This window comes from Oricola cellulosilytica, assembly GCF_019966575.1.
In the GTDB taxonomy this organism is placed as follows: domain Bacteria; phylum Pseudomonadota; class Alphaproteobacteria; order Rhizobiales; family Rhizobiaceae; genus Oricola; species Oricola cellulosilytica.
On the sequence record NZ_JAINFK010000004.1, the window covers coordinates 201,681 to 214,121 of the forward strand.

Below are 12,441 nucleotides of genomic sequence, written 5' to 3' on the forward strand. Positions count from 1 at the left end.
CGCTCAGAGCCCCTCGACCCGGCGGAACCATTCGTCCTCGTCGATCACCTCGACGCCGAGTTCCTTCGCCTTGGCGAGTTTCGAGCCCGCGCCGGGCCTTTGGCCTTCGCCTCGTCCTGCCGCGGTACTTCTGTCAATACGGGAATAACGCCGCATGGCTGGCAAATCAGTGCGAACATCAGCATCATGACGATCATTATGAAATACTGTTCAGGATGTTCATCGTGTCATGCATCCGCTTCAGCGAGTTCATGATGTGTTCGCGCCATCGAGGGCCTGCGTCCATGGCGGTGTCATAGGCACGGCGCAGATCGTCGGGTCGGTCCTCGGCCATCGCCTCGATTAGAAACGCCGCCTGCTCCCGGTCCTTCGACGCTTTCAGGCTGCCCGCACCATCGCGCCGCCGATCGGAAATGATCAGCTTGTGGATCGCGTACCTTTCGGGACGAGGCACCTGCACCAGAACGCCGGATCTGTAGATGGCGGCTGCGTGGATCGGTTCGGCGATCAGGAAATTGAGGTAGTTCAGCGCCTGCGCGTTGACGCCGAGTGCGGGCAGGTTTCGGATGGTTTCCTCGCCGAACGCTGGCGTGAGGAACTCGACCAACTGGCCACTGCCGCCCTGTGCCCAGCGCCACGTGCGACCCGGGCCGGGCCCCGGCAGGGGGTTGAACTTCAGCGTCGAGAAGGTCTCGGCCAGGCCCGGGTCGACCTGATCCTCCAGAGCGACGCTGAGCTTCTCGAATTGGGCGATGTCGATGTCGCCGGTGTTTGCCATTCCCCCCAGGGGCAGGCGGATGCCAAGCTCACCTTCGTACAGGCGAAACGCATCCGTACCGACGATGGTGCCCCCTAGCCGAAACGTTCCCGCGTCAGCCATGGCAGATAGGATGGAGCCCGTCGGCCGGTCGGTCGGTGTCATGCCCTCGGCCCGCAGCAGACGCACCAGCCGCGACCGCTCGGCCTGCCGCTCCTTCGCGGTCGCGTGCATTGCCTCGATGCGGTCGATGCGCGCGCGCGTTTCGTCGGTGTTTTCGCCGATGTAGAAGAAGCGCATCGCTGATCCGACTCGGCGCGCAGCGTACCAATAAGCCTTGTCGCCGCGCTGTTTTAGGGTCGGTTTGCCCTCTACGCCGGACACTGCATCGTCCTTCAGGAGCCGTACCAGATCGGTATACGCGCTCATCGCAATGCTGCTGAGCGGAGTCATGCCCATCACTTTCAGTTTTTGCTTGGCATTATATGCCTATCAAAAATTAAAATTGCTAGGCATGCGCGAAAAAAAGCTTCAGAGGTGTAGAAGCGGCGAATGAACGTCCTCGCTCAGAGCCCCTCGACCCGGCGGAACCATTCGTCCTCGTCGATCACCTCGACGCCGAGTTCCTTCGCCTTGGCGAGTTTGGAGCCCGCGCCGGGGCCGGCCACCACCAGATCGGTCTTCTTCGACACCGACCCGGACGACTTCGCGCCGAGCCTTTCGGCCATGGCCTTTGCCTCGTCGCGCGACATGCGTTCGAGCGAGCCGGTGAAAACGATGGTCTTGCCGGAGAACGCCGAGTCCGAAGCGGGCTTCTCGGCCTCCTCGATGGTAAGCTTTTCGACCAGCTTCTCGACCATGTCGCGGTTGTGCGGCTCGGAAAAATAGCGGGCGACGGATTCGATCACCGCCCCGCCGATATCTTCCAGCGCATCCATCTCCTCGCTGACGGCCGTGTCGCCTCCGGCAATCGCCAGCGCGGCCTGCTCGAAGGACGGCCAGTCGCCATAGGCGCGCGCCAGGGTCTTGGCGGTCGCTTCGCCGACATGCCGGATGCCGAGCGCATAGATCAGCCGCTCCAGCGGGATCGTCCGGCGCACCTCGATCGCGGCGAACAGCTTCTGCGCGGATGTCTCGCCATAGCCGTCGCGGTTCTTCAGCTTGGTTAGCGCCGTCTCATCGCGTTTTGACAGTGTAAAGATGTCCGCCGGCGTCCTGATTTCCAGCCCGCCCTCGTCGTCGTAGAAATACTCGATCTGTTTCTCGCCGAGCCCCTCGATGTCGAACGCGCGGCGCGACACGAAATGCTTCAGATGCTCCTTGCGCTGGAACGGGCACGCGAACTCGCCGGAGCAGCGCCGCACCACGCTTTCCTCTCCGCTGGCGGTCGTCTCGCGCACCAGCGGCGTCTTCAGCGGGCACGGACAGGTCTCCGGGAACCGGTAGGGCTGCGCGTCGGGTGGCCGCTTTTCCGGCACGAACCCGAGCACCTGCGGGATCACGTCCCCTGCCCGCTGCACGATCACCGTGTCGCCGATCCGCACGCCCAGCCGCTCGATCTCCTCGGCATTGTGCAATGTCGCGTTCTCGACGACCACGCCGCCCACCGTCACCGGTTCGAGACGCGCGACGGGCGTCACCGCGCCGGTCCGTCCGACCTGGATGTCGATCGCGTTCAGCGTCGTCATCGCCTTTTCCGCGGGGAACTTGTGCGCGATCGCCCAGCGCGGCGAGCGCGACACGAAGCCGAGCCGCTCCTGCAGCGCCAGATCGTCCACCTTGTAGACGACGCCGTCGATATCGTAGGGCAGCGCGCCGCGCTCGGTCTCGATCCGGTGATAATGCTCGATCAGCGCGTCGATGTCCTCGAACGTCTCCATCAGCGGATTGGTCTGAAAGCCGAACTTTCCCAAGGCGTCCACCATGGCGCTCTGCGTCGCCGCCGGAAGGGCGCTGACCTCGCCCCAGGCATAGGCGAAGAAGCGCAGCGGCCGCTCCTTGGTGATCGACGCGTCGAGCTGGCGCAGCGATCCAGCCGCCGTGTTGCGCGGATTGACGTAGGTCTGCTTGCCGGCTTCCGTCTGCCGCGCGTTCAGCGCGGCAAAATCGTCCTTCGTCATGTAGACTTCGCCGCGCACCTCCATCACCTCCGGCACGTCTCCCTTCAGCCGTTCCGGGATGTCCCCGATCGTCCGCGCATTGGCGGTCACGTTCTCGCCGACGGCCCCGTCTCCCCGCGTCGCCGCATGGACCAGCGCCCCGTTCTCGTAGCGCAGCGACAGCGAAAGCCCGTCGATCTTCGGTTCCGCCGTCAGCCTCAGCGGCGCGTCCTCGGGCAGCTTCAGGAACCGCCGCACGCGCGCCGCGAAATCGCGCACGTCCTCGTCCGAGAACGCGTTGTCGAGCGACAGCATCGGAACGCGGTGACGCACCTTCTCGAACTTCTCGGACACCGTGGCGCCCACCGCCTCGCTCGGCGAATCGGCGCGCTTGAGATGCGGAAAGCGCGCCTCGATCGCGAGGTTGCGCTGCTTCAGCGCATCGTATTCCGCGTCCGAGATCGTCGGTGCGTCCTCGCGGTGATAGCGCGCATCGTGCTCGGCGATCTCGGCCGCCAGACGCGCGAGTTCGGCCTCGGCCTGTTGTTCCGTCAGGGATTCGGCGGCGATGGACTGGACGTCTTCCGGCATGGCGCACCCGTTGCGTGTTCAGGCGCGAAAATAGCGGGAAATCGTCCGGTCACAAGCTGCTGTCTGCCGCCGTGCCCCGCTTTCCGCTCAGCTTGCCTTCAGCAGTTGCGCGGCTGCCGCGCGCGCCTCGTCTGTGATGGTCGCGCCGGCGAGCATTCGGGCGATTTCCTCGCGCCGCTGTTCCGCGCCCATCGCGTGCACGGAGGTGGCGAGCGTTTCCCCGCCCGCCGGTTTCTTGGCGATCAGGAAGTGCTCGGCGGCGCGCGCGGCGACCTGCGGCGCGTGGGTCACCGAAAGCACCTGCACGGTCTCGGCCAGCCGCCTCAGCCGCGATCCGATCGCGTCGGCCACCGCCCCGCCGACGCCGGTGTCGATCTCGTCGAACACGAGGGTCGGCGCCGAGCCGCGGTCCGCCAGCGCCACCTTCAGCGCCAGCAGGAAACGCGAAAGCTCGCCCCCGGAGGCGACCTTCATCATCGGCCCGGCGCGCGTTCCCGGGTTGGTCCGCACCCAGAACTCGATATCGTCGATGCCGTGCTCGCCGCGCCGCGCAGCGTCCGTCTCCATCTGCACGATGAATTCGGCGCGCTCCAGCTTGAGATCCGGCAGTTCGCGCATCACCGCCGCCACCAGATCGTCCTTCGCCGCCTGCCGCGCCTGCGACAGGTCCTCCGCCGCGCGGTCATAGGCGGCGCGCGCCTCGTCGACGCCCTTTTCCAGCTCCGCGAGCCTGCTTTGCCCGGCGTCCAGTTCGGCAAGCTGGTCGGCGAAATCGACGGCAAGGGCGGGAAGGTCGTCCACCGCGACATTGAACTTGCGTGAGGCGGCGCGCAGCGCGAACAGCCGCTCCTCGATCGCTTCGAGCTGGCGCGGATCGAATTCGCCGGTGTTCACGGCGGTCTCTATCAGCCCCTGCGCGTCGGCCAGATGGTCGAGCGCGTGGCCGAGCGCCTCGTTCACCTCCTCCAGCAGGCCGGGCGCTTCGGCGGCCTTGCGCTCCAGCCGCCGCAGCAGGCCGGCGATCTGCGGCACCGGCGAGGCCTGCCCGGACAGCACCTCATGGGCATCCGACAGATCCCCCGCGATCTTCTCCGCGCGCATCATCACCGCACGTTTCTCGGCTAAATCGGCTTCTTCACCAGGCTCAGGCGCGAGCGCGACAAGCTCCCCATTCGCGGCATGAAGATAGTCGGCCTCGCGCGCTGCATCCTCGACACGCTTGCGATGATCGGTGAGAACACGCTCCGCCCCGCGCCATGCCCCATGGAGGGCCTCGACATCTAGAACCTGCGACTTCAAACCACCGAACGCATCCAGTAATTCCCGGTGGATGCCAGTGTCGACCAGCGCGCGGTCGTCGTGCTGTCCGTGGATCTCCACTAGGTCGCGTCCGATCATGCGAAGCAGCCCGGCGCTTGCGGGCTGGTTGTTGACGAAACCGCGCGTGCGGCCATCCTGGGTCTGAACGCGCCGCAGAATCAGTGGCTCGCTCGGATCGGCCTCGATGCCGCTTTCCCGGAGCATGTCTCGCACAGGGTGGCTGCCACCCAGATCGAAAAGCGCGATCACTTGGCCCTGCACCGCGCCGTGGCGCACAAGCGAGGCGTCGCCGCGCGCGCCGAGCGCCATCGAAAGCGCATCGAGAAGGATCGACTTCCCGGCGCCGGTCTCCCCGGTGAGAACCGAAAGTCCATGGGAAAAATCGATATCGAGCGCCTCGATCAGAACGATATCCCGGATCGAGAGCTGTGAAAGCATGGTGAAAAGATTCCGACGCCGCCTCAGCCGCCGATGATTTTGCTGCCGACCCGCGATATCCAGGAACCGGTATTTTCGCGCGGCTCGAGACCGCCGGTCTGCAGCAGCGCGTACGAATCGGCATACCACTGGCTGTCGGGGAAATTGTGCCCCAGCACTGCCGCAGCGGTCTGGGCTTCGCTTACCAGCCCCATCGCGTAATAAGTCTCCGCCAGACGCGCCAATGCCTCTTCGACGTGACGCGTATTGGAATACTCCTCCACGACGGCGCGGAAGCGGTTGATTGCACCAGGATACTCGCGCCGTTCGAGGTAGTAGCGGCCGACCTGCATTTCCTTGCCGGCAAGTTGATCGCGCGCGGCGCGGATTTTCGCCTGGGCGTCGTCTTCGTAGATCGAGCCGGGATAACGCTCCAGAAGCTCATTGAAATTCTGGATAGCAAGCCGAGTATCGCGCTGATCGCGCGTCACCTCGGGCATCTGGTTAAAATACGACAGTCCGATGATGTACTGTGCGTATGGGGCATCTTCGTCGGTCGGATACAGATTAACGAAGCGCCGCGCGGCCTGAACGGCTTGGTCATAATTTCCGAGCTTGTAGGAGGTAAACGCGGCCATGACATTAGCCTTGCGCGCAAACTCAGAATAGGGATGCTGCCGGTCGACCGCCTCGAATTTCTTTGCCGCCTCCTTGAGCCGGCCGCTATTCAGATTTGCGAGGCCCTGGTTATAGAGCGCGTCCGCCGGTTCGATCGTATCGACATAGCTTTGCAAATCGATTGACTCGTCGGTCGACGAGCAGGACGCGATAACGGCCGCGCATGCCGCTAGCAGCGCCGCGCGCAGAACGATCTGGCCCTTGCCCGTGACATTTCTAATGGACACCATACTCATGTCAGTTTCCCTTGATCGCGTGCGGCGCACACTGCACGTGGCCGGTCAATACCGCGACCTCGCCTCAGCGGCAATGCGGTGGGCCCGGAATGTCGCGATTTTGTGGCGCCGGGTCAATTGACAGGTTTATCCCGAAGGCCGGAGCAGCGACCCCTTCTTTCTGACGTCGACCCGCGTCGGTCGGGCGATCAAAGGACCCAGGGGGCGTGAGCTTGAACCGCCGCAACGGCTACGAAATCGCCGGAGTAGACGCGCTCGCGCTTTTCCGGCGTCTCGACCACTTCATAGGCCGTACGATCCGTGAGAAGAGCCTTGAGTGCGGCGGCATTCAGCCGATGCCCGCCGCGATAGGATGCGTAGCAACCGATGAACTGCGCTCCCGCTAGGGCGAGATCGCCAACGGCATCGAGGGTCTTGTGGCGCACGAATTCGTCGCGGAAGCGCAGACCCTCGCGGTTGATCACCTTGTTGTCGTCGCTAATCACGACGGAGTTCTCGAGGGACGAGCCGAGTGCATGGCCCGATGCCCACAGGCGCTCCACATCCTTCATGAAACCGAAAGTACGTGCATTCGCGAGTTCGGCGCGGAAGACATTGCCATCGACTTCGGATTTGAATTCCTGGCGACCGATCAGTGGCGTGTCGAAATCGATAACAACTTCAAATCGCGTCCCCTGGTGTGGCCGAAATTCAGCCCATGATCCGCCAATCTCGACACGAACTGTCTTCTTCACACGAACATAGCGTCGCTTCACGGCATGGTGTGTGATGCCGGCTTCGTCGATTGCATCGATAAAGACGCGCGAGCTTCCATCCATGACGGGCACCTCGTCACCGTCGATCTCGACCACGACATTGTCCAGACCGGTGGCCCAGAAAGCCGCCATCAGATGTTCGACTGTGGCGACATGCACCCCTGCCGGATCACCCAGCATTGTGCACAGGTCGGTCGCGCCGACCTGCCCCGCAACGGCGGTCAGATCAGCTATCGTGCCATCTTCATAAATTCGCCGGAATTTAACACCAGTGTTGGGTGCAGCAGGTAGGAGACAGATAGAGACTTGTTCACCGCTGTGAACGCCAATCCCCGATAATTCAGCTTTGTCGCAAAGCGTCGCTTGATAACCTAACAATTCTGTCCCCATCGGCCCTTCCAATTTCCGGCCGCTGTCCAAAGCGCCGCTTGGCTGGCAAGTGTCCGCATACCGACCCTGAACAATCCATCAAGGTCGCCCTCCCCGTATGGCGCGACATTATCCGTTCCTCGGCGGGTAGACCAAATCACGCTTCCTTACCGCCTGTTACGGGAGCTTTCCCTGCCTAACGAGTATAAAGAGTGAATTAAAACAACAAGTTAAACATGAGTAAAAGGCCGCTGTCCGCGGCCTTTCTATTTCGACAGTTACAAACCACCGGCCTCAATTGGCCTGCCTGCGCAGAAACGCCGGAATCTCCAATTGGTCATCGTCGGAGGCATGATTCGTGTCCTTGACGGTACGTCCCTGATCGTCCAGCTGACCCTTGCGCGGTGCGTAAAGCTGAGCATCGCGTGAGAGGGGCCGGCGCGGACTGGCAGCAGAACTCTCATCCCCTCCCTGCGCTTTCTGCGGCCCCTCGGACGATCCCGGCCGCTCCTCGGGACGCGACAGGCCGTGGGTCAAGCGCTTGAGCAGCCCCAGCGGCCCGCGATCGTCTTCTGCTTCCACGGAACTGCGCTGATCGTTCGATTCGAGTTCTGCCTGGACGACCGGCGGAAAGTCCTCGACACGGGGCAAACGTGGCTTTTCCGTCACCGGAGCCGGTTCGGCGTGAGCCTCCGGCTGAACTGGAGATGTCGAGGGTTGGGCGGCCATGGGCTGTTGGGCCGATTGCTGGAACAGCCGGCTCTGAGGTCGAAAGGCGATGTCTTCCGCAGCAGCCGCCGGGCGGGTTTGCAGACGACTTTCGTAGTTCTCCGTATCCCGTTCGGTTTCTTCCATCAGTTCCTTGGTAAGAGCCTCGTCACCGGAGACTTTCGGAGCGGGCGACGGGTTGATGCCAAGCTTTGAAACCGGCGCTTGGGCCGTCACAGCCACGCGCGCGGCGGTTGCAGTAGTGGCGCGCGGTTGCGCGAGAAGGTCGTTCTCCGTCACGCCCGCGTCCGTTTCAATCCCGGTCGCCACGACTGAAACCCGGATTATTCCTTCGAGCGATTCGTCGAAGGTGGCGCCAAGTATGATGTTGGCGTCCTGATCAACTTCTTCGCGGATGCGCGTTGCCGCTTCATCCACTTCGAATAGCGTCATGTCACGCCCGCCGGTGATCGAGATCAAAAGGCCCCGCGCACCGCGCATCGAGGTTTCGTCGAGCAGCGGATTTGCGATCGCCGCCTCTGCGGCGGTTATCGCACGGCCCTCGCCGGAAGCCTCGCCGGTACCCATCATGGCCTTACCCATTTCGCGCATGACCGAGCGAACGTCGGCAAAGTCGAGATTGATAAGCCCCTCCTTCACCATCAGATCGGTGATGCAGGCGACACCGGAATAAAGGACCTGATCGGCCATGCCGAACGCATCGGCAAACGTTGTCTTGTCGTTGGCGATCCGGAAGAGATTCTGGTTCGGGATGACGATCAGCGTATCGACGTTCTGCTGCAGCTCCTCGATGCCTGCATCGGCGGTACGCATGCGCCGCTGACCTTCGAAATGGAACGGCTTGGTCACGACGCCCACAGTGAGGATGCCGCGCTCGCGGGCCGCACGGGCCACCACGGGCGCCGCGCCCGTCCCAGTGCCGCCGCCCATACCCGCCGTCACGAAGCACATGTGCGTACCGTTCAAGTGGTCGTTGATCTCATCGATACACTCTTCAGCGGCTGATCGGCCGACATCCGGCTGTGAGCCCGCGCCAAGTCCCTCGGTCACGCCGAGGCCCAGCTGGATGATGCGTTCGGACTTGTTCATGGTCAGGGCCTGCGCATCGGTATTGGCGACCACGAAGTCGACGCCCTCAAGGCCGGCATTGATCATATTGTTGACCGCGTTGCCACCGCCGCCGCCGACCCCAAACACCGTGATTCGCGGCTTGAGTTCGGTGATATCCGGCTTTTGAAGATTGATAGTCATTTTTTCATCCTTTTCTGATGCCGGATGCGCCGCTGTCACACCCGTATCCGCGTTTCCCTAGAAACTCTCTCGTATCCACTGGGTCACCCGTCCCAGCGGTCCATCCGTACCGGTACCCGCGGTCCGGAATGAATTTCGAAACTTCATGCTGCTTTGGTCGTTGTCCGCGACCTGTGGGTAAATCGTGAGGCCGGCGGCCGCCGCGAAGGCGGGACCCTTGGCCGAGGCCGGAAGGCCGCTGACCCCGAGGGGACGTCCGATCCTGACATTCCGGCCAAGAATGCGCCGGGCCGTCTCCTGAAGGCCTGTCAGCTGTGCCGCCCCGCCCGTGAGAACGACCCGTTTCCCGACCACACTCGAATAGCCAGACTTGTTGATCCGCTCGCGCAGCATCTCCAGCGTTTCTTCCACTCTTGCTGCAATAATGCGATTGAGTAGGCTGCGTGGAACTTGGGTCGCGCCTTCGTAGTCATCGTCACCGATTCCAGGGATCTGGATTACATCGCGCTCGTCGGCAACCGTGGCAAGCGCCGACCCCTGCATCACCTTTAGTCGCTCCGCGTCCTCCAATCGGCATGAGAAGCCGCGGGCGATGTCCATCGTGACATGGTGGCCGCCGACCGGAAGGCTGTCCGCGTGGATGAGAGCCCGATCCGCAAAGATCGCAACTGAAGTCGTTCCGCCCCCCATGTCGACACAGGCGCACCCGAGGTCCAGTTCGTCGCCGACAAGCGCTGCGAGGCCGCTGGCGTACGGCGTCGCCACCATCGCTTCGACACTAAGGTGCGCCCGGTTCACGCACATCTCGATGTTGCGTAACGGAGCCGCGTCGGCTGTCATCACGTGCATGTTGAGGGCAAGCTCGGTGCCAATCATTCCGCGCGGATCGACAATACCGCGCTCGCCGTCGAGAACGTGGTCGACCGGAAGCATATGGAGCACGGTGCGGTCGACGTGGGCCGCCCGCTCGATCCCCGCTTTCAGCACCTTCTGAATGTCGTCGGCTGTGATCGGCCGGTCGTCGAGTTGTATGGACGCGCTCGACATCTGGCTGGCGAGCCGGCCTGAACTGATATTGACGATCATCGAGTCAACGGTCAGGTTGGCCATGCGCTCCGCTGCGTCCACCGCATGGCGGATCGATTGCTCGGCAGCATCGAGATCGTTGATTAGACCCGACTTCACACCGTGCGATCTGGTGTGCCCGATGCCGATTACTTCCGTATCGTGCGAGCGCCCTTGCAGATACAGACCGCCTTGGTTCGGTACCATGCGTGCGATCATGCAGACAGTCTTGGTGCTGCCCAGGTCAAGCACGGTCAAAATGCCGGTGCGGCGATTTTTCCTGGAATCGGAGCCGCGTCTCTTGACAGGCATCAGATGCTGCTCCGCGCTTTTGCCCTGAGCGCCTTTTCCCGGGCGTCAAGCGCGGCTTCGCGACGCATCGCGGCATTCTCCGTTAACGCAACCGTGGTCCGGTCTTCGAGCCGCAGATCGATCGATGCGATGTCGCGCGACAGAACTTCGGTTTCCGCGTCCATCGCAAGTAGCCGCTCAATCGCCCGTTCGGGCGCGCCAGCCGGCAGCTTGACGGTCACTCCGTTGGCCAGCCGCACATCCCAGCGCCGTTCACCGACATGAATCAGCGCTTTCACCCTGGTCGCCAATTCCGGATAGCCCGCTATCATTTCCATGAAAACGGACGCCGACGACGCAGCACCTGGCCCGACGACCAGCGGCAGCGAATTGAAACCGCTTCCCGTATATGCCCCGATCACCGTTCCATCCGCCTCGATCAGGGACAATGTCGTCCCCGTCTGCCAAATCGCGAAGGCTCGCTTTTCCTGGAGGTTGACGGCCAGCGTGTCAGGATAGACCTTGCGCACTGAGACGGTCTCCACCCAGGGCAGTTGCCGCAGCGCGTCCTGTGCCTGCTTCGCGTTCATCGTCACCAAGGAGGTCATGCCGGTAAGGCCGAGTGCTTCGAAAACGGCCACCTCGGAGGTATGGTCGTGTCCGGTGATTTCGACTTCGCTGACCTTGAATCCGAACGCGGCCGTGACCTCGGCCACCGCCCCACCGATCTGGCCGCCAACGAGGGAGCCATAAAGCGCAGTTGAACCGAAGATCGCGGCGAGCCCGTAGCGTTCGATATGACGTGGGATAACGATCTCGCCAGCGAAGATTTTTTCGAACAGGCGGACCGGGCGGCGCAGAAGTCTGGGCAGCACGAAACGGTCCTCGCCATCACGGCCCATAGCCACGACGCGGACTCTTTCTACAGTACTGGCCTTCAACGCAAACACGATGCGTCCTCCACCATCCAACTCAACAACTCGCCGAAGGAGTGCCCCGCATGTTCCGCCAATTCCGGGACCAGCGAGGTGGCTGTCATTCCCGGCTGTGTGTTGATTTCCAACCAAATGACCTCGCCATTTTCGGAGAAACGATCATCGTATCGAAAATCGGAACGTGTCACGCCCCGGCACCCGAATGCCTTGTGTGCTTTGAGCGCCAGTTTCGTTATTGTTTGGTAAATATTTGGTGAAATTTCCGCCGGACACACATGATTTGATCCACCGGCAACGTACTTGGAATCATAATCGTAAAACTGGTGACCCTGCGGGACGATTTCCGTTACGCCGAGCGCTACGTCACCCATCACGGCGCACGTCAGTTCGCGCCCGTGAACGAACCGTTCCACCATTACCCGGTCCCCATATTTCCAGTCGGGCGCTGTGATCGCTTGGGGGGGATGAGGCTGATCCTCCTTGACGATCACCACCCCGAAACTTGACCCTTCTGCGACCGGCTTAACGACATAGGGTGGCGACATCGGATGGCTTGAGCTGATCTCGTGCCGGTCCATAACCTTCGACTCCGCCACCGGAATCCCGTGCGTCTTCGCGACCCGTTTCGCGATCTCCTTGTCCATCGTAACGGCCGAAGCAAGCACCCCCGAGTGCGTGTACGGGATCTGCATGTATTCCAAGATGCCTTGGATCGTGCCGTCCTCGCCGTAAGGGCCGTGCAGTGCATTGAATGCGACATCCGGCTGGATTTCGGCGAGGCGGGCGGCGACATCGCGCCCGACATCCAAGCGCGTCACCTGATATCCGCAGCGCTCGAGCTCGGCCGCACACGGCTTTCCGGTCATCAGGCTGACTGGCCGTTCCGACGAGAACCCGCCCATCAACACTACGACATGCTTACGCTCCCGCACTTTCATCCGATCCCCT

10 protein-coding genes are annotated in these 12,441 nt (G+C 62.5%); all 10 read right to left on the bottom strand.

Features of this window, described 5'->3' with window-relative positions; all coding sequences use genetic code 11:
* Nucleotides 1–3: 3 nt before the first annotated feature.
* On the bottom strand, nucleotides 4–156 hold the full coding sequence (locus tag LC298_RS11015) for a hypothetical protein (RefSeq protein WP_158284717.1): 153 nt from the start codon (nucleotides 154–156) through the stop codon (nucleotides 4–6).
* Between the two features lie 40 nt (nucleotides 157–196).
* Complete coding sequence (locus LC298_RS11020; protein WP_199223225.1) at nucleotides 197–1,210, bottom strand: nucleotidyltransferase family protein; 1,014 nt, start codon at nucleotides 1,208–1,210, stop codon at nucleotides 197–199.
* Nucleotides 1,211–1,323: 113 nt separating this feature from the next.
* Nucleotides 1,324–3,447 carry an NAD-dependent DNA ligase LigA gene (gene ligA, locus LC298_RS11025; protein ID WP_131567099.1) on the bottom strand — a complete coding sequence of 708 codons (2,124 nt, stop codon included), beginning with the start codon at nucleotides 3,445–3,447 and terminating at the stop codon, nucleotides 1,324–1,326.
* Between the two features lie 87 nt (nucleotides 3,448–3,534).
* The gene (gene recN, locus LC298_RS11030) at nucleotides 3,535–5,205 is read right to left on the bottom strand and encodes a DNA repair protein RecN (protein ID WP_131567102.1); all 1,671 of its coding nucleotides are present in this window, start codon (nucleotides 5,203–5,205) and stop codon (nucleotides 3,535–3,537) included.
* 23 nt (nucleotides 5,206–5,228) lie between these two features.
* Complete coding sequence (locus LC298_RS11035; protein WP_131567105.1) at nucleotides 5,229–6,098, bottom strand: outer membrane protein assembly factor BamD; 870 nt, start codon at nucleotides 6,096–6,098, stop codon at nucleotides 5,229–5,231.
* Between the two features lie 188 nt (nucleotides 6,099–6,286).
* The gene (gene lpxC / locus LC298_RS11040; RefSeq protein ID WP_131567649.1) at nucleotides 6,287–7,243 is read right to left on the bottom strand and encodes a UDP-3-O-acyl-N-acetylglucosamine deacetylase; all 957 of its coding nucleotides are present in this window, start codon (nucleotides 7,241–7,243) and stop codon (nucleotides 6,287–6,289) included.
* 273 nt (nucleotides 7,244–7,516) lie between these two features.
* Nucleotides 7,517–9,202: a cell division protein FtsZ gene (gene ftsZ / locus LC298_RS11045; protein WP_131567108.1), complete on the bottom strand. Its 1,686-nt coding sequence runs from the start codon at nucleotides 9,200–9,202 to the stop codon at nucleotides 7,517–7,519.
* Between the two features lie 57 nt (nucleotides 9,203–9,259).
* Nucleotides 9,260–10,579, bottom strand: a complete 1,320-nt coding sequence (gene ftsA / locus LC298_RS11050; RefSeq protein ID WP_131567111.1) for a cell division protein FtsA — start codon at nucleotides 10,577–10,579, stop codon at nucleotides 9,260–9,262.
* Nucleotides 10,579–11,460: a cell division protein FtsQ/DivIB gene (locus tag LC298_RS11055; RefSeq protein ID WP_223385643.1), complete on the bottom strand. Its 882-nt coding sequence runs from the start codon at nucleotides 11,458–11,460 to the stop codon at nucleotides 10,579–10,581. The genes ftsA and LC298_RS11055 overlap by 1 nt, the downstream gene beginning before the upstream one ends.
* A gap of 35 nt (nucleotides 11,461–11,495) precedes the next feature.
* Complete coding sequence (locus tag LC298_RS11060) at nucleotides 11,496–12,431, bottom strand: D-alanine--D-alanine ligase (protein ID WP_131567117.1); 936 nt, start codon at nucleotides 12,429–12,431, stop codon at nucleotides 11,496–11,498.
* Nucleotides 12,432–12,441 lie beyond the last annotated feature (10 nt).